Origin of the sequence: Streptococcus hillyeri (genome assembly GCF_041081565.1) — a bacterium.
In the GTDB taxonomy this organism is placed as follows: Bacteria; Bacillota; Bacilli; order Lactobacillales; family Streptococcaceae; genus Streptococcus; species Streptococcus hillyeri.
Map to the genome: position 1 here is coordinate 967,035 of NZ_CP163513.1, position 24,583 is coordinate 991,617.

A 24,583-nucleotide genomic window follows, 5' to 3' on the forward strand; every position below is an offset into this window, starting at 1 on the left:
CTCAGAAATTCAAAAAAACAAAGGAGAAACCACATGGCTTCTAAAGAATTCCACATTGTTGCAGAAACAGGTATCCACGCACGTCCAGCGACTTTACTTGTTCAAACAGCTAGCAAATTTGCATCAGATATCACTTTGGATTACAAAGGTAAATCAGTAAACCTTAAATCAATCATGGGTGTTATGTCACTTGGTGTTGGTCAAGGTGCTGACGTAACTATCTCTGCAGAAGGTGCTGATGAAGCAGAAGCACTTGCAGCAATCGAAGAAACAATGACAAAAGAGGGATTGGCTTAAGATTATGACAGAAATGCTTAAAGGAATCGCAGCATCTGACGGTGTTGCCGTTGCTAAAGCATATCTACTGGTTCAACCAGACTTGTCATTCGAGACAATCACAGTTGAAGACACAACTGCGGAAGAAGCTCGTCTAGATGCTGCTCTAGCGGCGTCGCAAGACGAGCTTTCTGTTATCCGTGAGAAAGCAGTAGGTACGCTCGGAGAAGAGGCGGCAGCAGTTTTTGATGCCCACCTCATGGTATTGGCTGACCCAGAAATGATTAGCCAAATTAAAGAAACAATTCGTGCTAAACAAACCAACGCTGAAACTGGTTTGAAAGAAGTGACTGATATGTTCATCACTATCTTTGAAGGCATGGAAGATAACCCATACATGCAAGAGCGTGCAGCTGATATCCGTGATGTAGCAAAACGTGTTCTTGCCCACCTTCTTGGTGTAAAACTTCCAAACCCAGCAACTATCAGTGAAGAGTCTATCGTGATTGCTCACGATTTGACACCATCTGATACTGCTCAATTGGACAAAAAATTTGTAAAAGCCTTTGTCACAAACATTGGTGGACGTACAAGTCACTCAGCTATCATGGCACGTACGCTTGAAATTGCTGCTGTACTTGGTACAAATAACATTACAGAAATTGTTAAAGATGGAGACCTTCTAGCCGTTAATGGTATTACTGGTGAAGTTGTTATCAACCCATCAGAAGAAGTTATTGCAGAATTCAAAGAAGCTGGTGAAGCTTATGCTAAGCAAAAAGCTGAGTGGGCACTTCTTAAAGATGCACAAACAGTGACTGCTGATGGTAAACACTTTGAATTGGCAGCTAACATTGGTACTCCAAAAGATGTTGAGGGTGTTAATGATAACGGTGCTGAGGCAGTAGGTCTTTACCGTACAGAATTCCTTTACATGGATTCACAAGACTTCCCAACAGAAGATGAGCAATATGAAGCTTATAAAGCTGTTCTTGAAGGTATGAATGGTAAACCTGTCGTTGTCCGTACAATGGACATCGGTGGTGATAAAGAACTTCCATACTTTGACATGCCACACGAAATGAACCCATTCCTTGGTTTCCGTGCGCTTCGTATCTCTATCTCTGAGACTGGTGATGCGATGTTCCGTACACAAATTCGCGCCCTTCTCCGTGCTTCAGTTCATGGTCAACTTCGCATCATGTTCCCAATGGTTGCACTTCTTACAGAATTCCGTGCAGCTAAGAAAGTCTTCGATGAAGAAAAAGCGAACTTGTTGGCGGAAGGTGTAGCTGTTGCGGATGATATCCAAGTTGGTATCATGATTGAAATCCCAGCAGCAGCAATGCTCGCTGACCAATTTGCGAAAGAAGTAGACTTCTTCTCAATTGGTACAAACGACCTTATCCAATACACAATGGCTGCAGACCGTATGAACGAACAAGTATCATACCTCTACCAACCATATAACCCATCAATCCTTCGTTTGATTAACAACGTTATCAAAGCAGCACACGCAGAAGGTAAATGGGCTGGTATGTGTGGTGAGATGGCAGGTGACCAACAAGCTGTTCCGCTTCTTGTCGGAATGGGACTTGATGAGTTCTCTATGTCAGCCACATCAGTTCTTCGTACACGTAGCTTGATGAAGAAACTTGACACTGCTAAGATGGAAGAGTACGCAAACCGTGCCCTTACAGAATGTTCAACAGCAGAAGAAGTTCTTGAATTGGCTAAAGAGTATGTTAATTTTGACTAATATTGGTTAATTTAAGTATTTAAACACGACTTCGGTCGTGTTTTTTGTTTATGTGACTTTAAGTCCGTTTCGCTCCGTAGGTGCGAAACAAATAAACCACCCGCTATGCGGGTGCGCATCGTTGGTTATACCAAAAAAACTCCAAACGCGATACAATAAAGGTGTTCAAGCCTGAAGTAAAGCGAAAGGAGCAATATATGGCACAAAAGGCACATAGTTTATCACACACAAAGTGGATGTGTAAATACCACATTGTGTTTACACCTAAGTATAGACGAAAAGTAATCTATAATCAATATCGAAGCAGTCTAGGCGAAATATTTCGACGTTTATGTAGTTATAAAGGAGTCGAAATAATAGAAGGACATTTAATGCCAGATCAAGTTCATATGCTAGTTAGTATTCCCCCAAGAATCAGCGTTTCAAGTTTCATGGGCTACTTAAAAGGTAAAAGTGCTCTGATGATGTTTGACAAACACGCTAATCTCAAATACAAGTTTGGGAATCGCCATTTTTGGGCAGAGGGTTATTATGTGAGCACAGTTGGACTGAATGAAGCGACTATTAAAAAATATATCCAAGAACAAGAAAAACATGATATTGCTCTGGATAAATTGAGCGTAAAAGAATACGAAGATCCCTTTAGGGATGATGGCAAGTAATACCAGCGCCTCTTTAAGAGGCAAGTGACGAGTCAAAAGCGATTAGGCTTGAACAAAGTGAAAGCCAGCGTCTTTAGGCGCTGGCTGGTGATGTGGGCTTATAGCCCCTGTTCAAACCACCCGTTTGACGGGTGGTCATGATTTTTGGTTTATTGACTACTGTAGTGAGCCTCTTGATAAATAATTGTTTTCTATTGTATAAGTATTGACTTATTTGATCTAAAAGAATATACTGTTATTTAATAAACGTTTATTTATTTTTTAGATAATGAGGATTTATTTATGATGAAGATTCTTAAAAATAAGCTATTCATGTGGACTTATTTAGCTGATACTCTCTCGAATTTTGGTGATGTTGTGTATTATTTGGCTTTGATGGATTATGTCTTGCAATTGCCGAATGCCCCTCTTGCGATTTCTTTGGTGACAGTATCAGAGACATTACCCTATCTGACCATGCTTATCATGGCAGTTTGGGCTGACCAGACGAAGGACAAAGTCAATCGTATTTTAGGGACACAGTTTTTCCGTGTTAGTCTTTATGTTGTCATGGGATTGGTGATGGGCTTTTCTCCCGCTTTATGGATTGTTGGGGTGGCTATCCTCATCAATATCTTGTCTGACTTATCTGGTCAATATGAAAATGCTCTGTACACGCCAATCAGTTTACGTGTGATTCCTCGTGAAGATAGGGAAACACTGATTGCCTTTCGTCAGGGATCAAGGTATGCTTTACAACTTGTTTTTCAGTCTCTTGGAGCTCTCCTAGTGACACTTTTAGGTTATCAGCAATTAGCCTTCTTAAATGCTGGTACATTTTTCCTAAGTTTTGTCATCATGTGTGGACTGCGGCCATTTTTACAGAACCTCTTAGAAAAAAATCCGATTCAAATGCCAGAAGAGGCACATGAAGATAATATAGGTCAAATCAGAAAGTTGCTGAATGCTTTAAAGAATGCTGTGCAGACCTTGAAAGAAAGTTCAAGTTTACTGAGATTGTCTCTTATCTGCTTGACAGGCTTGAATGCCATTAGTGCAGCACAAACGCCTCTTATCCTTTTTATCATGAGTCAGAACAAAGACTTTGTGTTGGGAAGTTCAGCAATGACGTTGGCTCTTTTGTCATCAGTTGCTATTATAGGAGTGGTGACAGGGAGCGTGTTGACAAGGACACTTTTTAAAGAGACATCACTACATTTCCTACTGATAGCAAGTGCAGGAGTAACAACATTATGTTTCTTGGGCTTGTTTGGTGAGCAGATTGTTCTGGTGTTAGTCTTTCAATTGATTAGTCGTATCATGAATGGGGTGATGATGCCAAAGCTTCAGACAATGGTATTCAACTCTTTTCCAGAACACCAGCTAGCAACTGTTGGGGCAGGGATTGATACGATGGTGACGTTGGGGATGGTGTTCACTCCTATATTACTTTCTGGTATGATATTGGTCCTACCAGCACGTTTCATCTCCGTTCTTTTTGTCTTGCTTTCCACGCTACTTTTGGGGTATACTTTTAAAGAAGCAAAGAAAATATGAGGTATGCTTATGGAGATGGATTATCAACCTTATCGCAGTGAGATTTTTGAGTATTTTTTACTACCAACTTTTCTTCATGAACGTTCCGAGTCGCAATGGGAATTTAGTCAAAAAGAAAAACAGATTCTAGGTGAAACCTTTCAAGTATTAGAAGATTTGTATCAGCTGTTTCTTCCCTTTAAAGAGGAAATGTTAACCTACTATCTTATGGGTGATGGGATAAGTTTGTTAGGTTCTTGTTACCTCTATTTATTAGACAAGGGGTATGACCCGCAAACAGTAGAAGAAGCACATGAGTTGATATTACAGTTGAGTGCTGATGAGGTAGAGCATTGTCTGCGAACTCTTGTACTGGGAGAGAGTGTGGAACAGTATGCGAATCAAACACTGATAAACCTTTTGCTAGATAGTTCTGCTAGCTCAGATTTGAAATGGAATTTTCTCGCTTTTTCACAAGATTTACTTGGCAATTTGAAGAAATTGATTGAACTCTCTCGCCGCTTAATTCCTCTTTACCAGCCTTTTATGGACAAGGGACAATCTCAAAAAGAGCAGTTTTTGAATCAGATGTCACTGGAAACATTCCTAGAAAAAGAGATGGAAGAGCAGAGCGACAAGGTAGAGGTATTTTTGTTAAATGCCTGGTTGATTCGTCTTTATCAACTGACGCTTCCTCACCTGAAAAATTATTCTAGTATTATTACTCTTTCTTGCCAAATAGACCAGATTTTACAAGTGCGTGAGGCCATGGATGATGATCAGTTGAGTACGATTCTAAAAGTTCTGAGTGATTTGAGTCGCTACAAAGTCTTGGTTGAATTAACAAAACCTTTGGCGAAAACAAAAGATATTGCCAAGAAGTTAGGGATTACAGGGCCAGGGGTATCCTTTCATACACAGAAGTTACTCAATGCGAACCTCTTGAAAGCTAACCGTGACGATAAAGCGGTTCGCTATGATGCGAATAAAGACTTATTGCGTGAACTTGTCGAAAAAATACAAGAAGATTTTGACTTGTAAAAAAATAGAAGTAGGAAGTGGAAGAAAAAAGGCATAAGACCAGTGATAAAACTGATTTTATGCCTTTTTGTGTTAAGTGATTATTTTTTTAATCGCATAGTTTGCTAATCATTATGGTCAAAATGATTTTATATTAAATATGCTTACTCCCCTCCCTAATAGATAGTGGCGCTAGTTGATTTTGGTAGTCTTTAATAAATTGTCGAACCCAGTTGGGGTTAGTCTTTGAGTAGTCTCTAAGTGCCCATCCGATAGCTTTATTGATAAAAAATTCATTGCTACCAAGGTTATTGACTATAATTTGCTTGAGGAGAGTGGTGTCTGTCTTATCTTTTTTTCCTAATTGGTGGTCAATGGCAATGCGGCGTAGCCAAAAGTTATCAGCTAGGGAAAAGTCTATCATGAGTTTAGGAATTCTAGCGTCAGCAATATTTCCAAAAATGCGGTCAAAATGATCAATCGTGTCCCACCATTCTTTGCTTGAGGCATAGGCGATGAGTTTTGATACATCTTCATAAGTTAAGACTTTTTGTAAGCCCTTGAGATAATCACAAACAAAGTAATGAAGTTCACGATGGGACTCAGCCCAAGCTAAATCAAGAAGATTCCAGTCAATTTGCTTTGCCTTTTTATCAGTGGCAATGAGCTCATGATAAATTTTACGCCGTTCAGGTGTTGGAATACCATAAAAAGTAAACTGATGACGCATATAGGCTGACATTTTTTGCGCTTTTTCAGGATTAGCTGATTGTTCAAAAGTTTGTTTAAGGTTTAAAAATCGATTTGTCATAGGTTTATTTTACACTAAAAATTTTAGGATACCAATTCTAAGATTTTGAGAAAGGTTTGGTATAATGAGAATATGGTATTATCAAAAAAACGTGCAAGACATGTTCTTGAAGAAATTATCGCTCTTTTCCCCGACGCCAAACCAAGCCTTGATTTTAAAAATCATTTTGAGTTAGTCATTGCTGTACTCTTATCAGCTCAGACGACAGATAAGGCTGTTAATCAAGTAACACCTGCTCTGTTTGAAGCTTTTCCGACGCCAGAGGCAATGGCAGTAGCTTCTGAAAGTGAGCTGGCTAAGTACATTTCACGCTTAGGACTCTATCGCAATAAGGCAAAGTTTATGAAAAAATGTGCTCAGCAACTTGTTGATGATTTTGGTGGTGTGGTCCCACAAACACGTAAAGAATTAGAGAGCTTGGCTGGTGTTGGTCGTAAAACAGCTAATGTTGTGATGTCAGTGGGATTTGGCATTCCTGCCTTTGCTGTTGATACGCATGTAGAACGCATCTGCAAACATCACGATCTTGTCAAAAAATCAGCGACGCCTCGTGAAGTCGAGGACTATGTTTGTTCTGTCTTACCACCAGAAAAATGGTTGGCTGGGCATCAAGCAATGATTTACTTTGGACGTGCCATTTGTCATCCCAAAAATCCAGAGTGTGATCAGTATCCACAACTCTATAACTTTCCAAAATAGTTAAAAGTGAGAGAGCCGAAACTTTCTCACTTTTCATTTTTAGGTGTGTGTAGCGTGTAGCGTTTCTTACTCTTCTCCAAAGAGTCTAGTCGCTTTAACGGCACGTATCCAGCCCTTATAGAGTTTTGACTGTCGTCTTGGGAGATTTGAGGTTTGAAGACTTGTCCATGCGAGAAAAGGGTTTGTAATTCGTTGGTGTCTTTCCAGAACCCAACCGCTAAGCCTGCTAAGAAAGCTGCGCCTAGAGCTGTTGTTTCTAGGTTTTGCGCACGCTCAATATGAGTTTGTAGGATATCTGCTTGGAATTGTAAGAGGTAATTATTTCTCGCTGCACCGCCATCAACTCGGAGCGTTGGAATGGAGATACCTGTATCAAGTGTCATAGTGTCTACAACGTCTCTTGTTTGATAGGCAAGAGATTGTATGGTAGCTTTGATGAGGTCATCAGAATTGGTCCCTCTGGTTAATCCAAAGATAGCACCTCTAGCCTTGCTGTCCCAATATGGAGCGCCAAGTCCTGTAAAGGCAGGAACAACGTACACCTCATTGAGACTGGTAGAGCGGTAAGCGGCTGTCTCGGATTCTGGAGCGGATGGCAAAATCTTAATTTGGTCGCGCAGCCATTGGAGGGCAGAGCCCGATACAAAGACAGAGCCTTCTAAGGCATAAGTTACTTGTCCATTGATAGCATAGCCGATAGTTGTGAGCAGATTATGTTGAGAAAGAACAGGTTGATTACCAGTATTCATCACAATGAATGAACCTGTGCCGTAGGTGTTTTTGACCATACCTTCTTCAAGAGCTAGTTGGCCAAAGAGTGCAGCTTGTTGGTCGCCTGCCATTCCAGAAATAGGAATGTGGTGGTCTGAGAAAATAAAATGCTCTGCGTAGCCATAGATTTCTGAATTGCTCTTAACCTCTGGTAACAGTTTTTTTGGAATGTTTAAGAGTTCTAAAATGTCCTTGTCCCAAGTGAGGTCGTGAATATTAAAAAGCATGGTACGACTGGCATTGGCATAGTCAGTCACATGAACTTTCCCATTGGTCAATTTCCATAAAAGCCAAGTATCAATGGTACCAAATAATAATTCCCCAGCTTCCGCACGCTCTTGAGCATGGGGGACATGGTCAAGTAGCCAACGAACTTTTGTGGCAGAGAAGTAAGCATCAATGATGAGACCTGTTTTTTGATGAAACATGTCAGAATAACCATCGGCAATGAGCTGATCGGCAAGTTCACTGGTTTGGCGAGACTGCCAGACAATTGCTTTATGAATAGGTTCACCTGTTTTTTTATCCCAGATGACAGTGGTCTCACGTTGATTGGTAATTCCGATACCAGCTATCTCTGATGGAGAGATTTTTGAGGCAATGAGAGCATCAGCTATTGTGGACAGTACAGCATCCCAAATTTCATTGGCATCGTGTTCTACCCAACCAGGTTCTGGGAAATACTGCGGAAATTCGCTCTGACCTTCGCCAATCTTTTGACCATTATGGTCGAAAATAATAGCACGGGTACTTGTTGTCCCCTCATCAATAGCAAGAATATATGATGACATAAAAACTCCTTAATCATTACAATGTCGATAACAATAGTATGAAATCGTTTTCTATATTATAAGATAAAAAGTTAATTTTAGCAAAATAGAAAATTATCGAGGTACTATTTGCTTTGAGTACAACATTTTTGTTTTTTCACTGTCCACTATAAGGGGAGTGTATCAATTGCGTCTCCTTTTACGTTTAGCTATAAGTCACCCACCAATAACTAAAAAAGTCAGAAGTGGTACTGCACTCTGACTAAAGGTTGTTTTTAGGCTTTGATAAATGGCATGTTTTTACTTAAGACTTTGAGGATAGCAATAACCAGTACAAGACTAATCAAGCGATCAAGATAGTCTGTCCCAGCCTGTACTAAAATAACGCTTGTTGTCATATCAAGACCTAGGCCTGCTAAAAATTGAACAACCAACGAAGATCCGCTTGATGTAATTCCTTTAAAAAGGATAACCGTAATAATAGAAGCAGTGACTGTTCCTGGCAATGAGACGAGGAAACTTTTCCAAATCAGGTGATGCATCTTGTCTTGATTTTTGATGAGAAATCCAGCCATTAGAGCAACAATAATAGCTACTGGAGCAAAATAAAGAGAAAAAATATCAGTGGTCATCCAGTTAATTAAGGCACTGATGGTAGCTGTTCCAACACCAAGCCATGGTCCAAAGGCAACAGCCATTAAAAGTGTTCCGATAGTATCTAAGTAGATTGGAAGTTTTAAAAAGAGGGCAATATTAGCACCAACAATATTCAAGGCAATCGCCATTGCCATAAAGGTGAGCAGGTGAGTTTTAGATAATTTAGACATCGTTTTTCCTAACTATTAAATGAATTTTTTGACGAGTTCTTCATCAATTTGTGCATGAAATAGTGTGGTTAGGAAATCTTTCCAGAATGAATAAGTGTTAACAGTTGTTAAAATGTGGGCATTACTTGGTTTACCATAAAAGTTATGGCTATCAATGACAGTTTGTCCTAATGCAATCCCTTCTGTTGAGATATCGGTATATGCCGAAAATCCAGCACAGATATCAGGATTGATAAAATAGGCAACAGCTAGTGGATCATTGATCACACAGCCAATAATCGTCTCGTATTCCCAATGAAAATCAAAGTAAAAACGTGTGATTTGTTGGATAAAGTCAGCTGTTTCTTGATTGAGGTGTCGAGTGTACTCTAAAAGATTTGGTGTTAGAACGATTTCTCGTGTGACATCTAGACCAACCATTTCAATGGATTTACCAAGTTTTTCAAATACCTCTTGAGCAGCATGTGGGTCACACCAATAATTGTACTCAGCAACAGGTGAGCAGTTACCGTTTGACTTAAAGTTACCGCCCATGCTGACAAATCGCTGACAATGTTTACCGAGACTTGGATTGTTTTGTAGCGCCTTTGCAATATTAGTCAAGGGTCCAAGAGCTATGATACTAACATCGGTTGGTTTTTGGAAAAAGTCGGCTAAGAAATCAACAGCTGAAGTAGGTTGAGCTGCGGTATCTGTTTGGCGAGTAAAATGTGTCTCACCAAGACCATCTATACCGTGCGTATCTTGTGCAGACACAAAGTCTCGTTTTAGAGGATTCTCCAAACCAGCATAGACAGGAATATCAAGGCGATTGAGTTTTTCCAAGATTAGCAGGGCATTATGAACACCAAGTGAAGTTGGAACGTTGCCAGGTGTGATGGTAATGGCAATGACATCAAGTGAAGGATGCTGAATCGCATACATGAGTGCCAAGGCATCATCAATACCAGGATCACAGTCGATGATAATTTTTTGCTTTTTCATAAGTTTATCTCCTTTCTGTCAAAATAAAAAGAACAAAAGGCCAACAAGATATCTTGTTTGGTTCTTTTGCTCCAGAAAAAGTAATCAATGATTAAAAAGAACAGCGGTCTGTTCTTAACAATTTAGGTCACTTAGTTTTTTATTCTGGGAAGTTTTCGAACCAGTCCAAGGAAAAATCCTTGTTTTTATGCACCTAAATAGTTTACTATTTTAAAGGTTGGATGTAAAGAGCTTCTTTGTTGTGAGATGAAAATCGTAGAAACCATTAAGATGCTTCAATTTGAAGAAAGCCTTTGAATTACAGTTCAATCTCCATCACAATAGGGGTATGGTCTTGACGTGCACCTGAATCAATCATATCTGATTTTGTCACCTTGTCTGCGATACGATTTGAAGTGAGCCAGTAATCAATTCTCCAGCCTGTGTTGTTGATTTTTGAGGTTTTGCTGCGTTGTGCCCACCAAGTATAGGCGCTTGGGACATCTCCGTTAAGATGACGGAAGGTGTCTGTAAAGCCTTTTGCCAATAGATTGGTAAATCCGTGGCGTTCTTCATCAGTAAAGCCAGGTGACTGACGATTGCTTGCTGGGTTTGCCAAGTCAATTTCCTTATGAGCGACATTGTAGTCACCAGTGGCTAAGACAGGTTTTTGTTTGTCTAATTCTGCCAAGTATTCTGCGTATTTTTCGTCCCAGATTTGACGGTCTTCTAAGCGTTTTAAGCCGTCGCCAGCATTTGGGGTGTAGACTTGCGTGACAAAAAAGTTGTCAAATTCTAGTGTAATGATGCGGCCTTCGCAATCCATTGTGGTAGGGGCACCAATTTCTGGGAAAGTGATTGTAGGCTCAAGAGTTTTTTTATAAAGAAACATGGTACCAGCGTAGCCTTTGCGCGCAGGCTCAACGGATGAACGCCAAGCGTTATCATAATCAGGAAAATATTGGGCCAAGATTTCTAAGTGTTTCTTAGTCGGTCCAGCAGCAGAGAGTTTCGTCTCTTGAATGGCAATAATGTCAGCATTTTCAGAGACAAGGGTATTAAGTACCGCGCGTGATAACTCGCTACGTGGTGAAGTGCCAGTCAAGGCTGCGTTGAGGGAATCAATATTCCAAGAAATCAGTTTCATTTAAAGGTTCTCTTTCTAGTTTTCTTTTTTACATTTTATCAAAAATGAGCCATATGTGCGACTTTAGGGATTTGAGATTTTGGGGAGGGGTGTTGTATCGTCAAAATCAAGGTAAACGCTTTACTTGTACTAGAGATATGATATAATGAAATCAAAGTTATAGGAGGTGTTACCATGAAAAGGGTATTTCAATCGACGGTTTGGATTTTATGGGGCGTGATTTTACTGGGAAGTTACTGGATTTATCTTCCGCCCATTAATCCGATGAGTTCAGAGTTTTGGTACTTTATGATTTGGGCGTTAGTGTTGTTGGCGGGAGCGTTTTTCTTGCTGAGTATTGTTGATACGGTTTCAGCTGGGAAAAAGGTGATGCAGGCTAATCGCGTTGGTCGTCATGGTGTGGCGCGTGATGTTACTATTGATTTTAAACGTTATCTAAAGCCTTTGGGATTTTCGTTAACATTAGCGACGGTCATTTTTCTTTTGATGACAGTCCTAAGTTTCTTTAACTCACGTATTTTTAGGGCAAAAAGCTACGCTAATATCATTACGGTGACTGAAAAAGATTTTATCGAAGATTTTCCAGAAACGGATATTACCAAATTAGCCTTGCTTGACCGCCCATCTGCTGAAAAAATTGGGGATACTTACCTAGGGACCATTGATAAAGTGTCTCAATTCGGTATCTCAGATGATTACCGTCAAATCACAATCGGTGAGCAACCCTATCGTGTGTCTCCGCTTGAATATAAAAGCTTTTGGAAATGGCTGAGCAATCACAATGAAGGTATCGGTTATTATGTCAAAGTTAATCAAACAATAGGTAAGGCGGAATTGGCAAAACTTGATCATGGAATGAAGTATTCTGACTCTGAATATTTCCTTAATGACACGATGCGCCACTTGCGCTTGCGCTATCCATTTACGATTTTTGGAGATCCATCTTTTGAAGTTGATGATGAAGGAAATCCTTATTATGTAGCCACTATTTATGAGCCTAAATTCATGCTTAGTGCTAACGATCCAAAAGGTGTTGTGCTACTAAATGCCGTGACAGGTGAAACCAAGGAATATGGACTGGCAGATATTCCTAAATGGGTTGACCGTGTCTTTTCAGCTAATAATGTGATTACCCGTGTAGATGATTACTATACTTATCAAAAAGGTTTTTGGAATACAGTCTTTAGTCAGACAGGTGTTAAAGAAACGACGGATATTTATAACTACATCAGTATCGGTAGTGACATCTATCTTTACACAGGGATTACTTCAGCGACAGCCGATTCTTCAAATCTAGGCTTCATCTTAGTTAACATGCGCACACGAGAAGTGGTTAACTACAAACTTGCTTCAGCAACTGAATCAGCGGCTCAAGAGTCAGCAGAAGGTGAAGTTCAAGAAAAAAATTACAGTGCAACAGCTCCTTCTTTAGTTAAGCTAAATGGCAAAGCTTTTTATCTAGTATCACTAAAAGATGATGCTGGACTTGTGAAATCCTATGCCCTTGTGGATGCCGAAGATTATCAACAAGTAACCGTTAATAATGATATTGCTAGCCTTATCGCTCAATTTACTGATGCCGATACAGGAGCTCTATCAGGTGTTGGAACAGACGGTAGCACCACTAAGAAAAATAGCATTTCAGGAACGGTAGAAGCCTTGGCGGTTCAAACCATTAACGGAACCACCATTTACTACTTACAATTTGGCGAAACCATTTATAAGGTTAAAGCGAGCACAAGCACCCCAGATGATTTGCCGTTTATTAAGGTGGGAGACCAGTTTGCAGGAGATTTAGCTAAAGATAATTACCTGACAAATTTCACGCTAACACCAGCAGAATAATCTCATAAACCTGAGTGTTTCAAATAGACACTCGGGTTTATTTTATGCTTATAGAAATGAAAGTTCTACCTTTTTTTGAAAAATTATACAATATATGGTGTTTTGTGATATAATAATGCGAAAGTATTATCTTATATGAGAGTATTTATTCAAGAATCTCATAAAGAGCAAGTTATTTCAGCCATCCAGAGACTAGTTGCTTTTCCGTCCGTATGCAATGAAGGTGAGAATGGAACGCCGTTTGGTCAGTCGATATCTGATGTACTGACAGATACTTTAACCCTTTGTAGCGAATTAGGGTTTAAAACTTATCGAGACCCAGACGGTTATTACGGCTACGCTGAGGTTGGAGAAGGTAGCGACTTACTAGCTATTCTTTGCCACTTAGATGTGGTTCCTGCTGGTGATTTATCGAAATGGGACAGTCATCCTTTTGAAGCTGTTATCAGAGATGGTAATCTCTATGGTCGCGGTGTTCAAGATGATAAAGGCCCGTCAATGGCGGCACTCTTTGCGGTCAAAGCTCTGATGGACTGTGGTGAAAAATTGACGAAACGGATTCGTTTTATCTTTGGGACAGATGAGGAGACCCTATGGCGTTGCCTCCGTTATTATACCGAAAAGGAAGAGGTTGCAACGATGGGATTTGCACCAGATTCAACCTTTCCTGTGACTTATGCTGAGAAGGGGCTTTTACAAGCCAGGCTCCTTGGTCCAGGTAGTGAGCTCCTTGCTCTCGAAGCTGGTGATGCCTACAATGTTGTCCCAGCCAAAGCTACTTATCAAGGTCCTTTGTCAAAAGCCCTAGCCCAGCAATTACGTTCTCTAGATTTTGCCTTTGAAGAAAAAGCTGACGCTATCACAGTATTAGGATTAGCTAAGCACACTAAGGAGGCACCATCTGGTATCAATGCCATTGTCAGATTGGCCAAAGGCTTGCATGTATTAGTTGAGCATCCCGCTTTAGCCTTTATCTTTAAAGGAGTTGGGGAAGACGCAACTGGTGAAAAGTTGTTAGGAAAAATTTGGGATCAAGAATCAGGCAACCTGTCTTTCAACATTGCAGGAGTGACCATCACCGAAGACAGCTCTGAAATCCGCTTAGACTTAAGAATTCCAGTTCTGGCAGATGTGAAAAAAGTGATGTCAGATTTAAACGATGCTGCTCAACAGTACGGCTTAACCTATGTTGAACACGATTATTTGCCACCGCTTTATGTTCCCAAGGATAGCGACTTAGTTACGACTCTTATGTCCGTTTACCAAGATAAAACTGGTGACATGACGCCTGCCAAATCATCAGGAGGAGCAACGTTTGCCAGAACCATGCCAAATTGTGTTGCCTATGGCGCGTGTTTCCCAGACTCTGACAAGACCGAACACCAAGAAAATGAGTACCTAGCTTTATCAGATATCTACAAGGCCATGGACATCTACGCAGAAGCAGTGTATCGTTTAGCTTGTGAGAAGTAAGCCAAGATATGACTTCACTATAAGGAGGTAGAGATGTCTTTTGTTAAGAAAATTATTGATGATTACTTAGAGGGTAACCGAGGCACTCTATCTTATTTTGATAAAGAGGGAAATGTTCATGCTATTAGGACATATGCTGACAAGAGTCATTATCCGTCCTATGAAGATTATTATCTGGCTATGGGTGTTCGGATTAATAAAGAAGTGCAGAATAAGTATACTAGAAAACTAAGATTTTGGGCCTTTTGGGAAGCCATACAAATGCCTGCCATTTTATTTTCTCTTCTAATCGGTGTCGTTTCCATCATTCTAGCTTTTATCACTAGGGGAGAAGGATGGCCTGAGGGAATTGTTTCCTCTGCCACTCTTTTTGGTATGGGACCTATGTTTGGTTACATGTCTTATAATTGGTTTTTCAAATCATGGGTGATAACAAGTTTTGAAAATGCCTATAATAAAGAACTCGCTAAGAAAAAATCAACAATAGCCCTTCAGAAAGTTAAACGTGAAAAGAACTGGGTGCATATTGTTACGGTTGTTGCCTTGCTAGCTTTGGGCTATTTTGATAGTTGGATTTCCGTGGCTAAAATTTTGATAATTGCCTTTTCTTCGATGGCATTTGGTATGATTGAAGGGCTGCTATTTATTGGTCTAGGACAACTCTTTTCACCACTGTTTTCAAAAAAAGCGGAGCTTAAACTAAAACAAGAGCAACAATTGGAACTCTCTCCTGAGCTTATGAAGCAGGTCAAAAAATGGTTTAGGGTTATTCATCAAGATTTTCACACAGAAAAATATGCGATCGCTTTTGACCGTTTTGGCGCTTCTCAGAAGACCCGTGAAGAATTTCATCAAGAGATTCAGAATTTCTTGAGTGAGCAAAAACTGACGGCATTCCATCTCGTTTCTTTTGAGGAAACAGAACTTTCTGTTTTAGAGATTACAGATCATCAGTTTGAAGTTGATTTGTTTCTTTACGATACGGTTGCTCAAGAATTTCCAGAATTTTATCTCATTTGCAAAGTGAACTACCAAGGAAATCAGCTAAAGAGTATTGAATTGGTAGAAGTTGGTTATTAAATCAACAGAAGTGTATGATTATTGAAAATAGAGATAATATTTTGTAACATCAGTGCAAGTTTATTCGCTATAAGTTATTGACAGTGAATGGAAAAAATGATAGTATAAATCATGTAGTTGGAGGATTACCCAAGTCCGGCTGAAGGGAACGGTCTTGAAAACCGTCAGGCGTGTAAAAGCGTGCGTGGGTTCGAATCCCACATCCTCCTTACTTTATGAGATATCAAAAGAGAATGAGATTACTTGTTCTCTTTTTTTGTTGTCCATTTCTGGATTAGAAATTTTATGGTATAATAAACTGTTACATCAAAAAGGTTTCATTAGCCTTGAAAGGATTTAGAAAATGACAGAAAATAACTCATTTTACATTACCACGCCGATTTATTACCCATCTGGGAAATTGCACATCGGTAACGCTACGACAACTATCGCCTGTGATGTTTTAGCACGTTACAAGCGCATGATGAACAAAGATGTTTTTTATTTGACTGGTCTTGATGAGCATGGTCAAAAGATTCAAACAAAAGCTGAAGAAGCAGGATTATCGCCCCAGGAATATGTGGACGGTATGGCTGTTGGGGTTAAAGCGCTGTGGGAACTTTTGGGTATTAGCTATAACCAATTTATCCGCACAACTGACGATTATCATGAGACTGTAGTTGCTGCTGTTTTTGAAAAATTGCTGGCGCAAGGTGACATTTACCTTGGTGAGTACTCAGGTTGGTATTCTGTATCAGATGAAGAGTTTTTCACCGAAAGTCAATTAGCAGAAGTTTTCCGTGATGAGGCTGGCAATGTGATTGGCGGTATTGCACCATCTGGACATGAAGTTGAGTTAGTTACAGAGGAATCGTATTTCTTTAAACTTAGCAAGTACCAAAAACATTTGGAAGCCTTCTTTAAGGCTCACCCAGATTTTATTAGTCCAAATTCTCGCATGAATGAAATGTTGAAAAACTTCATTGAGCCTGGTTTGGAAGATTTGGCGGTTTCTCGGACAACCTTTACTTGGGGGGTACAAGTCCCATCAAATCCAAAACACGTGGTTTACGTTTGGATTGATGCCCTCTTGAACTATGCGACAGCTCTTGGTTATGGACAAACTGATACGGCGAATTTTGACAAGTTCTGGCTAGGTAATACTGTCACAAAATCTTGGACAGATGAAACTGATAAAACTTGGGAATTTCAGGTGGCATCAGAAGTTAATCATATGATTGCGAAAGACATCTTGCGTTTCCACAGCATTTACTGGCCGATTATCTTGATGGCGCTTGATTTGCCATTGCCAAATCGCTTGATTGCCCACGGTTGGTTTGTCATGCAAGATGGTAAAATGTCTAAGTCTAAAGGGAATGTCGTTTACCCTGAAATGTTGGTAGAGCGTTTCGGACTTGATCCACTTCGCTATTACCTCATGCGTAGCCTCCCAGTTGGTTCAGATGGAACATTCACCCCAGAAGATTATGTAGGTCGTATCAACTATGAATTGGCGAATGACCTTGGAAACTTGCTCAACCGTACAGTAGCTATGATTAACAAATACTTTGGTGGTGATATCCCTGCCTTTGCACAAGCAACTGATTTTGATGCTGATTTGGCAGCAGTGGTTGCTGAAAACTTGGGAGCCTACCATAAAAACATGGATGCGGTTGATTACCCACGCGCTCTAGAAGCCGTTTGGAATATCATTTCTCGTACCAACAAGTACATTGACGAGACAGCTCCTTGGGTTCTTGCTAAAGATGAAGCTGACCGTGAGAAATTGGCAGCAGTTATGGCACATTTAGCAGCTAGTCTGCGCGTGGTGGCTCACCTGATTCAACCATTCATGATGGAAACATCAAATGCCATAATGGCACAATTGGGACTTGGCTCTGCCTTTGACCTTAAAAATCTTGAATTGTCAGGACTTCCAACAGGTATCAAGGTGGTTGAAAAAGGTACCCCAATCTTCCCACGTCTTGACATGGAAGAGGAAATTGCCTACATCAAGGAACAAATGACAGCAGGCAAACCAGCTACTGAAAAAGAATGGAACCCAGAAGAGGTTGAATTGAAATCTTCTAAGGATGAGATTAAATTTGAAACCTTCGATGCAGTAGAAATCCGTGTCGCAGAAGTCAAGGAAGTCTCTAAGGTAGAAGGTTCTGATAAACTTCTCTGCTTCCGCTTAGACGCAGGCGATGGAGAAGACCGCCAAATCTTGTCGGGTATTGCCAAATTCTATCCAAATGAACAAGAATTGGTCGGCAAAAAACTCCAAATCGTTGCCAACCTCAAACCACGTAAAATGATGAAAAAATACATCAGCCAAGGCATGATTCTCTCAGCAGAACATGACGGCAAACTAACAGTCTTAACAGTAGCCCCAAGTGTACCAAATGGAAGCGTGATTGGGTAAAATAATTCAAAACAGCCTCGCAACTTGCGAAGCTGTTTTTGTCTTGTTTAACTAATTGAGTGTCAATCAATATTTCATCTGTGAGGCGATATAGAAGAAGATGATTATCACGATTGTTGGCAAAAGGAGTCCAATAATATTTAAACAGATTTCAAAAAGATAATTAGACTGAGATTTTCGATGTTCCCTAATAGCAAGGATTAGTCCAATAAAGCTACAGAAAAAGCCTTCAAGGAGATGTCCTGTTTGTTTTTCAAGGAAAAGGGCTAGTATTCCTAGCATTAAGGGGATGAAATTTCTTTTCTTTTTCAGCAATTTAAACACTCCTTATCTTTTAGAGTAATGTTATGAGCTGTCGTAATAACCAGATGAAGATTAAACTGGAAACCACTCCTACCAAGCTGAGAAGTAGTAGAAATGGCTCTTTGGAATACATAAAAACTTTCAGAAATAGATAAATAGAGACCAAAGTGACAATAATATAAATGGCATAAATGATAATAAGTGACCAGGTTAGCAGTTGTCGTAATCTTGGCTTTGTTGTTCCACCATTTAGGACAAAGCTACTAGCCCAAAACGAGAGTGGGATAATAAGAGCTAGAAAAAGGTTCATGACTCTCTCCTTAAAACACACGGTAAACATAGGGATTATCAGGTTGATTGACCTGGTTTTCGTTTTCAATATGGAGAACTGGCAAGGTTTGTTCTAGTTGTTGGTTATATTCTAATTTCAGATGACCTGTGACAGTCACCCAAGAGTTGTCTTGGTAAGTTTGTGTGCCACCAGTGGTCAGCAGACCATAAACTCCAGAATCGGCAATGCAGTGGATGATCCCAAAACGGAAAAGAAATTGATGTCCCTCGTGCTCAGGTTCATTGTAGACAAAGCCTGTGAAGCGGATGCTTTTCCCTAAAAAGGCATCAGGGTAGAGGTAAATCAGCTCCATGACCTCCATGTAGTTGTCGGTCGTAATCTCGACTTGATTACTCTCTGAATATTTGGCTAGCGCCTTCTGCATTTCTTTTTGGTAGCCTGTCGCTGTGAAATAAAGGCTGGTGTCAGGTTTGAGGTATTGCACCTCTGAACCTTCTTGTTCAGCAACCTCGAGGTTTGAGCCAGCCGCCAAAGGAAAGTTATAGCCCTTGGCAGATACAGTAGTTGCGTCGAGGGTTACGGTAGGAACAAGCAGGGCAACGAAAATGGGAAACATCAAAATGATCGGGCTGGTTAGCACCGCTATTTTCCCAGACAAATGGCTGTGCATCTTAAGGTTTTTCACCCAAATCACCAGTTGAACGATAGCAAGAATCAGCGAGAGTGCCATAGAAATGTAGGCTAGATAAGTATAGTGAGTATTGATATATTGGTCCAGCTTTCCAGACAGGTAGAGATACATGGACATCTCAAAATAGCCAGCTAAAATCAAAAAACGAATCATCACATCACCCCCAATATTAAGCAGTAAATCACAACCATCAGACTAGATGTACCGACAAAAAAGAAAATGAATGACGGTTTAAAGGACTTGGCCATCATGAGCAAGTTTTTGATATCCACCATGGGACCAATCAATAAAAAGGCCATGACAGGTGCGATGCCAAAACTTGAAAGCAGAGAAGCACCGATAAAGGCATCTGCTTCGCTACAAAGTGATAGGATAAAGGCCATGAGCATGAGGATTAGAATGCCAAGGAGCGGTGTCGTACTGATGGAAGTCAAAATTCGTGTTGGGAGGTAAATCTGCATGGCAGAAGCCACCAAGGTTCCCAAAATCAAGTAGCGTCCGACATCAAAAAAGTCATCAATAGCATGAGCCAAGGCATAGAAAATCTTTTGCCAGAAAGTTTTATCTGAATAGTCATGAAAATGGTTAGGCTGCGCAGTTGGTTTTAAAATGTCATCATCAACCACAAAGGCTAAGAGAGTGCCCAAAATGAAGGCAATGAGAATGGCTCCTACAAGTCTTAAGGTGACAAAGCGCCAGCTATTTCCAAAAGCAGAATAAGTGGCAAAAAGAACAACAGGATTAATGATAGGAGCTGTTGCCAAAAAGGGAACGGCAGTGTAGCTCGGCACTTTTTTCTCTAAAAAGCGGTTGATAATGGGAACAATGCCGCACTCACAGGAAGGAAAAACAAAACCAATCAAACTTCCGAAAAGAATACGGAGGAACTTGTTTTTTGGCAGAAAACGTTCCACAACCGTGTGAGTAACAAAGACCTCAATAAAACCTGAGAGGATGGCACCAATCAGAACGAAAGGCAGGGCTTCTATGATAATGGAAAGAAAGACTGCCATCCATTGGAGGACATGGTTGGGTAAAAAATCTAGCATTAGTCACCTTTTTCCTTAGAGAGCAGGGCAACAATAAGTCCTAGTAACATACCGATACCAGGGCCATAACTCAATCCCAGTAAAGGTTTTCCAAACATTTCTCCAAAAATTAGTCCGATACTAGTACCTAAACTAAGTCCCAATGAAATACCTATTGCCAGTTGATTATCAGTGTTTTTATTATTGTTTTTTGCCACTTGATTTTCCTTTCCATTTTTCATAGGCATAGCCAGATAATCCTATAATCAAAACGACAACGACAAATCGCTGCCAACCTTGTTGGAAAAAACTAGCCACAAGAGCAGCAATAAGACCTACAAGGACATAAAAAAATGTATCACGTTTATTTTTTGTCATGTGCTTTCTCATTGTCTTGAGGTTTCGGGAAAGTTACCTTTTCAAGGTCAGGGAGTTTTGCGAATGATTCGAGGACTTTTTCTAAGTCGTCTTGTTTTTTATAAGTAATAGCCATAACAGGTCTCCTTTTTGATTTTTTACCATTATATCACGAATGGTGAAAGACTTAAAATTGAAAAGTAAGTTTTGAGGATGGTTTTCCGTTGACAAACAGATTACAATGTTGTATAGTTACTTATATAAGTAACTAACTAATTAACTAAAAAACAATAGAGAGGAGAAAAGGTGAAATTTAACTATGATAGCGATATATCCCTATTTCAGCAAGTAGCTCAGCAGTTAGAGGAGTCTATTTTTCAGGGAATTTATGCCGAAGGTGATCAGGTTCCGTCCACGACAGAAATTTCAGCCGCCTATCAAATTAATCCAGCGACGGTTCTTAAAGGAATGAATCTCTTGGTTGCGGAAGGCGTTCTTGAAAAACGTCGAGGCACAGGGACTTTTGTGACAAGCGGTGCGCTAGCCATTTTACAGAAAAAAAGAAGGACGTACTTCAGTGAGCGACAAGTTCATGAGCTAGTTCACATGGCTAAGGGGCTTGGTTTGGAAAAAGCTGAGCTACTAAAACTGATTGAGGAGGTGTATGACAAATGACATTGAAGATTTCAAATCTTTCAAAACGCTTTATGGGTAAGGAAGTGGTGTCTGGTGTATCTTTTGAACTCAAAGAAGAAACGATTTATGGTTTCCTTGGGAGAAATGGAGCTGGGAAAACCACAACGTTAAAAATGATTGCTAATCAGTTAACAGAAACCGCTGGGCAGATTTTCCTTGATGGTGTTGACCCTAGAAAAGATAGTCAGCAACAAAAGCGCATTTATCTGATGTCGACAGAACATTGGTTGCCTGCTAATAACTCTTTTATTGGGATTGTAAAGCTCTTGAAAGACCTCAATCCAGATTTTGATGATGAGTTTGCCATGGAACTTTGTCAGTTATTTGGTTTAGATGGTTCTAAAAAATTGATTAAATTGTCAACGGGTTATCAGTCGGTAGCAAAATTAATCGTAGCGCTTTCTGTTTCAGCAGATTATGTCTTTCTAGATGAACCTGTGCTAGGACTTGATGCTGCCCAACGCAAAAAAGTCAATCAAGCTTTACTTATGGCCTATGACAACCGTCCTCGAACGCTTGTCATTTCAAGTCACCTAATCGAGGAAGTCGCACCGCTTTTGGAAGAAGTCATTATCATTGACCGTGGACAGATTAAGGTTCAGGATACTGTTGAGCATCTGCTCACAAAGGGCTACACCTTAACAGGACCTAAGCACTTGGTCACTGAATTGTCACTTGGAAAGACCATTCTTGAAACGAGCACTCTTGGAAAAACCAAGCAGGTAGTGATTTTAGGAGATAGACCTTCTCAACTGCCTTCTGAGGTTGAGATGACTTCTCTCAATTTACAGGATTACTTGATTTATCTGACACAGGAGGTTTAAGATGTTTAAGAAATGTTACCTTTATCAATTAAAACCACTCATTTACTTTCTTCCGATAATGTTGGGGAGTCTATCTCTCCATAGAGGTATAATTAATGTCAATCTAGGACAGGTGCAATACCATGTCCATCCACTGATGTATCTTATTAGTTTATTGTCGGGAATGGCTGGGGTAGCTGTAAATTTTCGTCTATTTACTCAGTTAGGTGTTAGTCGTAAAGACTTTTATCTTAGTTTAGTGGCGCGACAAGTGACTTTTGCATTTAGTTATTTTGTATTGCTAGTGACGTTAGTACCAGTCATTGATAAGATGTATCCGAGCAATGTCATTCTGACGCTTTTTGATACAGATGGTAATTTGTCAAATGTAGAATTAGTTAGGGGATACCTTTCCATTTTCTTGGCTCACTTGATTTTTGGTCTCTTGGGTACACATATTGCTCTTTTGTTTAATAAAGTAACTGCTAATGGACGTGGCTTACTTCTCGGAGGTATTCTCGTCATGGTTTGGGGCTTTAGCGTTTTTTGGGACATGGGTGGTGGTGAATCCTTTATCTGGCTTCTTGAGACAGCCCTACAACTCACTCAAGGTGGCCTCATTACGATTCTTTTAGCCCTGCTTTGGTTTAGTATTTATAATCATAACAGTAAAGAATACTATAAATGAGGCTAAGCTCTGCAATAGCGGGGGCAGACTGTAGACAAAATCAATTTTATCAAGCAGAATAAATAATAGAAGCTTTGCAAGTTAAAATGATTTTCCTATTTCTCGCGAGCGATAGCGAGCCAACGAAGGATACTTCCGCCGTGATGAAAGTGTCAGAAATGGCTAAAATTCAATATTTCTGACACTTGGAATATTTGAGACCTCGGGCTCAAATATTAGTCATGGAATTCTGCAGGAAGTCGCTGACGTCCGACATCACTTAAGGAAAGTATTAAAAAGACTTTTTATTCAAACTGAAGCTCCGCAATAGTGGGGCTTTTTATGCTATAATAAGTAATAGACTATTAGGACGAAAGAGGATTAGGTCATGAACGCAGCTGAATTATGGAATAACTATAAGAAAATTAACCCTGCAATTGGAGATGAGATAGATGCTTGGGCCTTTGGTGTTGCCCCAGACGAACTTGCCCAATTAGTGGTTGATGGTATTAAAACAGCGACTGCCTCTGCCTATGACCTCTATCAGATAGACGATGAGCCGATACCTGAGGTTGGCACTTATGATGTGATTTTAGATGGCAATGGCAGAGCGGTTTGTATTATTAAGATTACTAAGGTCAGTATCGTCCCATTTCATCAGGTGTCAGTAGAGCATGCCTTCAAAGAAGGTGAGGGAGATAGAAGTTTATCCTACTGGCGCCAAGCTCATCGTGACTTTTTTGAATCTTATTTTGAAGAATGTGGACTAGCCTTTAACGAGGATAGTCAGATTGTTTTAGAAGAGTTTGAGGTTGTTTATCCCTTAGATTAAGGAGAAGATGGCATGAAGAAATTTCTAACGATAGGAATATGTGCTTTGACAACAGTGTTTTTGGCGGCTTGCCAAGGACAGAACGATCAGTTTTCAGAACTGTCGGAGACTAAAACTGAGATTGTCTATTCCAATTTATTGGATACCAAGACACAAGAATCCGTTGAAAAGGTACTGGCTGAGACATTGCCACAGAATAATATAACGCAGTTTATCAAACAAGTAACCTTTTATAACCAGCAAATTCCAACAGAAAGTTTGGTTCAGTCTGGTTATGGCATTTCGAAAAAGCTAATTCCGACCTATGATATTGGTGCGATTAGTGATCAATGGGTGGAACAATTCCCCTTATTTCCAGGTTACAATTGCCGCTTGACCACTTTTCAATTGTTAAAATCAGATATTGAACTGACACCAATGGTTAAAGCTGATGACAGTCTCTTGTTCATTGAACAGGAAGCCATGGTAGATGCGCCAGCTATTTACCAATTAAGCCCAGAAGAACAGGGACGCTTTAAAATTATTTTTGGGGCGGTCGCTACTGAAAATACAACAGATACAACGGTGCATATAGCAAAGGTACAGGATTATTGGAGACAACAGGGTGTTGTGTTTTCCAATCCAAAAGTCAAAATGATTTCGGTCTGGTTTCATGATCAGCTAGACCAAGCTGCGACCAAACTTTTTATTGGGCATGTGGGCGTGCTTGTGCCGGAGCAACAAGACTATCTTTTTGTCGAAAAGATATCGTTTGAAGAACCTTATCAAGTCTTGAAATTTGCTGATAAAAAGGCCGTTTATAACTATCTTATGATGAAATATGATACAGATACCTCGGGGAGTACACAGCCATTTATAATGGAAAATGATCAGCCTTTCGAGGCATAAAGGA

General features: G+C 40.0%; 24 protein-coding genes, 1 tRNA gene, 1 pseudogene and 1 riboswitch. Of the genes and pseudogenes, 16 read left to right on the forward strand and 10 right to left on the reverse strand.

The annotated features are described in order from the left end of the window. Nucleotides 1–33 precede the first annotated feature (33 nt). The 5 genes from AB6M99_RS04600 to AB6M99_RS04620 all read left to right on the forward strand — a co-directional run bounded on the left by AB6M99_RS04600 (nucleotide 34) and on the right by AB6M99_RS04620 (nucleotide 5,253). Entirely contained in the window at nucleotides 34–297 is a 264-nt protein-coding gene (locus AB6M99_RS04600) for a phosphocarrier protein HPr (protein ID WP_027973255.1), read from the forward strand. Between the two features lie 4 nt (nucleotides 298–301). Next, entirely contained in the window at nucleotides 302–2,035 is a 1,734-nt protein-coding gene (ptsP, locus tag AB6M99_RS04605) for a phosphoenolpyruvate--protein phosphotransferase (RefSeq protein WP_121834421.1), read from the forward strand. A 197-nt stretch (nucleotides 2,036–2,232) separates the two neighbouring features. Continuing rightward, nucleotides 2,233–2,697 (forward strand): IS200/IS605 family transposase, encoded by a 465-nt coding sequence (gene tnpA / locus AB6M99_RS04610; RefSeq protein ID WP_121834422.1) that lies wholly within the window; start codon nucleotides 2,233–2,235, stop codon nucleotides 2,695–2,697. Nucleotides 2,698–2,979: 282 nt separating this feature from the next. Continuing rightward, nucleotides 2,980–4,233, forward strand: coding sequence for an MFS transporter (locus AB6M99_RS04615; RefSeq protein ID WP_369351139.1), 1,254 nt, complete (start codon nucleotides 2,980–2,982; stop codon nucleotides 4,231–4,233). 9 nt (nucleotides 4,234–4,242) lie between these two features. Then, entirely contained in the window at nucleotides 4,243–5,253 is a 1,011-nt protein-coding gene (locus AB6M99_RS04620; protein WP_142925581.1) for a helix-turn-helix transcriptional regulator, read from the forward strand. 133 nt (nucleotides 5,254–5,386) lie between these two features. Here AB6M99_RS04620 and AB6M99_RS04625 read toward each other — a convergent pair whose 3' ends face one another. After that, nucleotides 5,387–6,043 carry a DNA alkylation repair protein gene (locus AB6M99_RS04625; protein ID WP_121834425.1) on the reverse strand — a complete coding sequence of 219 codons (657 nt, stop codon included), beginning with the start codon at nucleotides 6,041–6,043 and terminating at the stop codon, nucleotides 5,387–5,389. Nucleotides 6,044–6,115: 72 nt separating this feature from the next. On the opposite strand from AB6M99_RS04625, the gene nth reads away from it, so the two are divergent. Next, nucleotides 6,116–6,742 (forward strand): endonuclease III, encoded by a 627-nt coding sequence (nth, locus tag AB6M99_RS04630; RefSeq protein ID WP_369351140.1) that lies wholly within the window; start codon nucleotides 6,116–6,118, stop codon nucleotides 6,740–6,742. 66 nt (nucleotides 6,743–6,808) lie between these two features. On the opposite strand, the pseudogene glpK reads toward nth, so the two are convergent. The 4 genes and pseudogenes from glpK to AB6M99_RS04650 all read right to left on the reverse strand — a co-directional run bounded on the left by glpK (nucleotide 6,809) and on the right by AB6M99_RS04650 (nucleotide 11,220). Beyond that, a pseudogene (gene glpK / locus AB6M99_RS04635) lies at nucleotides 6,809–8,304 on the reverse strand (glycerol kinase GlpK). 254 nt (nucleotides 8,305–8,558) lie between these two features. After that, complete coding sequence (locus AB6M99_RS04640; RefSeq protein WP_121834428.1) at nucleotides 8,559–9,110, reverse strand: ECF transporter S component; 552 nt, start codon at nucleotides 9,108–9,110, stop codon at nucleotides 8,559–8,561. Between the two features lie 15 nt (nucleotides 9,111–9,125). Next, complete coding sequence (locus tag AB6M99_RS04645) at nucleotides 9,126–10,094, reverse strand: nucleoside hydrolase (protein ID WP_121834429.1); 969 nt, start codon at nucleotides 10,092–10,094, stop codon at nucleotides 9,126–9,128. Nucleotides 10,095–10,219: 125 nt separating this feature from the next. Then, nucleotides 10,220–10,264, reverse strand: a riboswitch (PreQ1 riboswitch). Nucleotides 10,265–10,392: 128 nt separating this feature from the next. Next, the gene (locus AB6M99_RS04650) at nucleotides 10,393–11,220 is read right to left on the reverse strand and encodes an exodeoxyribonuclease III (protein ID WP_121834430.1); all 828 of its coding nucleotides are present in this window, start codon (nucleotides 11,218–11,220) and stop codon (nucleotides 10,393–10,395) included. Between the two features lie 174 nt (nucleotides 11,221–11,394). Here AB6M99_RS04650 and AB6M99_RS04655 point away from each other — a divergent pair, with 174 nt between their 5' ends. From AB6M99_RS04655 to metG, 5 genes are all read left to right on the forward strand, one after another. After that, nucleotides 11,395–13,065: a hypothetical protein gene (locus AB6M99_RS04655; protein ID WP_121834431.1), complete on the forward strand. Its 1,671-nt coding sequence runs from the start codon at nucleotides 11,395–11,397 to the stop codon at nucleotides 13,063–13,065. Nucleotides 13,066–13,200: 135 nt separating this feature from the next. Continuing rightward, the gene (locus AB6M99_RS04660; protein WP_369351142.1) at nucleotides 13,201–14,538 is read left to right on the forward strand and encodes a M20 family metallopeptidase; all 1,338 of its coding nucleotides are present in this window, start codon (nucleotides 13,201–13,203) and stop codon (nucleotides 14,536–14,538) included. Nucleotides 14,539–14,571: 33 nt separating this feature from the next. Further along, nucleotides 14,572–15,618, forward strand: a complete 1,047-nt coding sequence (locus AB6M99_RS04665; protein WP_121834433.1) for a hypothetical protein — start codon at nucleotides 14,572–14,574, stop codon at nucleotides 15,616–15,618. Between the two features lie 119 nt (nucleotides 15,619–15,737). Beyond that, nucleotides 15,738–15,827 (forward strand) — tRNA-Ser (locus AB6M99_RS04670). Between the two features lie 134 nt (nucleotides 15,828–15,961). Beyond that, a complete protein-coding gene (metG, locus tag AB6M99_RS04675; RefSeq protein ID WP_369351143.1) occupies nucleotides 15,962–18,022 on the forward strand; it encodes a methionine--tRNA ligase in 2,061 nt (686 codons plus the stop codon). 623 nt (nucleotides 18,023–18,645) lie between these two features. Here metG and AB6M99_RS04680 read toward each other — a convergent pair. The 5 genes from AB6M99_RS04680 to AB6M99_RS04700 are packed head-to-tail and all read right to left on the reverse strand — an operon-like array spanning nucleotide 18,646 to nucleotide 20,829. Next, nucleotides 18,646–19,461: a TIGR03943 family protein gene (locus AB6M99_RS04680; RefSeq protein ID WP_121834437.1), complete on the reverse strand. Its 816-nt coding sequence runs from the start codon at nucleotides 19,459–19,461 to the stop codon at nucleotides 18,646–18,648. Continuing rightward, complete coding sequence (locus AB6M99_RS04685; protein WP_121834438.1) at nucleotides 19,461–20,357, reverse strand: permease; 897 nt, start codon at nucleotides 20,355–20,357, stop codon at nucleotides 19,461–19,463. The genes AB6M99_RS04680 and AB6M99_RS04685 overlap by 1 nt, the downstream gene beginning before the upstream one ends. Continuing rightward, a complete protein-coding gene (locus AB6M99_RS04690; protein WP_220702219.1) occupies nucleotides 20,357–20,554 on the reverse strand; it encodes a hypothetical protein in 198 nt (65 codons plus the stop codon). The genes AB6M99_RS04685 and AB6M99_RS04690 overlap by 1 nt, the downstream gene beginning before the upstream one ends. Then, nucleotides 20,538–20,714, reverse strand: coding sequence for a hypothetical protein (locus AB6M99_RS04695; protein ID WP_183121632.1), 177 nt, complete (start codon nucleotides 20,712–20,714; stop codon nucleotides 20,538–20,540). The genes AB6M99_RS04690 and AB6M99_RS04695 overlap by 17 nt, the downstream gene beginning before the upstream one ends. Then, on the reverse strand, nucleotides 20,701–20,829 hold the full coding sequence (locus AB6M99_RS04700; protein WP_281272435.1) for an SPJ_0845 family protein: 129 nt from the start codon (nucleotides 20,827–20,829) through the stop codon (nucleotides 20,701–20,703). Before AB6M99_RS04700 ends, AB6M99_RS04695 begins: the two co-directional genes overlap by 14 nt. Nucleotides 20,830–20,999: 170 nt before the next feature. Here AB6M99_RS04700 and AB6M99_RS04705 point away from each other — a divergent pair, with 170 nt between their 5' ends. The 5 genes from AB6M99_RS04705 (at nucleotide 21,000) to AB6M99_RS04725 (ending at nucleotide 24,579) form a co-directional block, all read left to right on the forward strand. Beyond that, nucleotides 21,000–21,368, forward strand: coding sequence for a GntR family transcriptional regulator (locus AB6M99_RS04705; protein ID WP_121834440.1), 369 nt, complete (start codon nucleotides 21,000–21,002; stop codon nucleotides 21,366–21,368). Continuing rightward, the gene (locus AB6M99_RS04710; protein ID WP_369351144.1) at nucleotides 21,365–22,213 is read left to right on the forward strand and encodes an ATP-binding cassette domain-containing protein; all 849 of its coding nucleotides are present in this window, start codon (nucleotides 21,365–21,367) and stop codon (nucleotides 22,211–22,213) included. Before AB6M99_RS04705 ends, AB6M99_RS04710 begins: the two co-directional genes overlap by 4 nt. 1 nt (nucleotide 22,214) lies before the next feature. After that, entirely contained in the window at nucleotides 22,215–22,880 is a 666-nt protein-coding gene (locus tag AB6M99_RS04715; RefSeq protein ID WP_121834442.1) for a hypothetical protein, read from the forward strand. A 367-nt stretch (nucleotides 22,881–23,247) separates the two neighbouring features. Further along, a complete protein-coding gene (locus tag AB6M99_RS04720) occupies nucleotides 23,248–23,691 on the forward strand; it encodes an ASCH domain-containing protein (RefSeq protein ID WP_369351263.1) in 444 nt (147 codons plus the stop codon). A gap of 12 nt (nucleotides 23,692–23,703) precedes the next feature. Next, nucleotides 23,704–24,579, forward strand: a complete 876-nt coding sequence (locus tag AB6M99_RS04725; RefSeq protein ID WP_121834444.1) for a DUF4300 family protein — start codon at nucleotides 23,704–23,706, stop codon at nucleotides 24,577–24,579. Nucleotides 24,580–24,583: the final 4 nt, after the last annotated feature.

Excerpts from the sequence above, each read along its gene's own strand:
- AB6M99_RS04600 (WP_027973255.1), top strand. The coding sequence starts at position 34 with ATGGCTTCTAAAGAATTCCACATTGTTGCAGAAACAGGTATCCACGCA.
- ptsP (WP_121834421.1), top strand. The coding sequence starts at position 302 with ATGACAGAAATGCTTAAAGGAATCGCAGCATCTGACGGTGTTGCCGTT.
- tnpA (WP_121834422.1), top strand. The coding sequence starts at position 2,233 with ATGGCACAAAAGGCACATAGTTTATCACACACAAAGTGGATGTGTAAA.
- AB6M99_RS04615 (WP_369351139.1), top strand. The coding sequence starts at position 2,980 with ATGATGAAGATTCTTAAAAATAAGCTATTCATGTGGACTTATTTAGCT.
- AB6M99_RS04620 (WP_142925581.1), top strand. The coding sequence starts at position 4,243 with ATGGAGATGGATTATCAACCTTATCGCAGTGAGATTTTTGAGTATTTT.
- AB6M99_RS04625 (WP_121834425.1), bottom strand. The coding sequence starts at position 6,043 with ATGACAAATCGATTTTTAAACCTTAAACAAACTTTTGAACAATCAGCT.
- nth (WP_369351140.1), top strand. The coding sequence starts at position 6,116 with ATGGTATTATCAAAAAAACGTGCAAGACATGTTCTTGAAGAAATTATC.
- AB6M99_RS04640 (WP_121834428.1), bottom strand. The coding sequence starts at position 9,110 with ATGTCTAAATTATCTAAAACTCACCTGCTCACCTTTATGGCAATGGCG.
- AB6M99_RS04645 (WP_121834429.1), bottom strand. The coding sequence starts at position 10,094 with ATGAAAAAGCAAAAAATTATCATCGACTGTGATCCTGGTATTGATGAT.
- AB6M99_RS04650 (WP_121834430.1), bottom strand. The coding sequence starts at position 11,220 with ATGAAACTGATTTCTTGGAATATTGATTCCCTCAACGCAGCCTTGACT.
- AB6M99_RS04655 (WP_121834431.1), top strand. The coding sequence starts at position 11,395 with ATGAAAAGGGTATTTCAATCGACGGTTTGGATTTTATGGGGCGTGATT.
- AB6M99_RS04660 (WP_369351142.1), top strand. The coding sequence starts at position 13,201 with ATGAGAGTATTTATTCAAGAATCTCATAAAGAGCAAGTTATTTCAGCC.
- AB6M99_RS04665 (WP_121834433.1), top strand. The coding sequence starts at position 14,572 with ATGTCTTTTGTTAAGAAAATTATTGATGATTACTTAGAGGGTAACCGA.
- metG (WP_369351143.1), top strand. The coding sequence starts at position 15,962 with ATGACAGAAAATAACTCATTTTACATTACCACGCCGATTTATTACCCA.
- AB6M99_RS04680 (WP_121834437.1), bottom strand. The coding sequence starts at position 19,461 with ATGATTCGTTTTTTGATTTTAGCTGGCTATTTTGAGATGTCCATGTAT.
- AB6M99_RS04685 (WP_121834438.1), bottom strand. The coding sequence starts at position 20,357 with ATGCTAGATTTTTTACCCAACCATGTCCTCCAATGGATGGCAGTCTTT.
- AB6M99_RS04695 (WP_183121632.1), bottom strand. The coding sequence starts at position 20,714 with ATGACAAAAAATAAACGTGATACATTTTTTTATGTCCTTGTAGGTCTT.
- AB6M99_RS04700 (WP_281272435.1), bottom strand. The coding sequence starts at position 20,829 with ATGGCTATTACTTATAAAAAACAAGACGACTTAGAAAAAGTCCTCGAA.
- AB6M99_RS04710 (WP_369351144.1), top strand. The coding sequence starts at position 21,365 with ATGACATTGAAGATTTCAAATCTTTCAAAACGCTTTATGGGTAAGGAA.
- AB6M99_RS04715 (WP_121834442.1), top strand. The coding sequence starts at position 22,215 with ATGTTTAAGAAATGTTACCTTTATCAATTAAAACCACTCATTTACTTT.
- AB6M99_RS04720 (WP_369351263.1), top strand. The coding sequence starts at position 23,248 with ATGAACGCAGCTGAATTATGGAATAACTATAAGAAAATTAACCCTGCA.
- AB6M99_RS04725 (WP_121834444.1), top strand. The coding sequence starts at position 23,704 with ATGAAGAAATTTCTAACGATAGGAATATGTGCTTTGACAACAGTGTTT.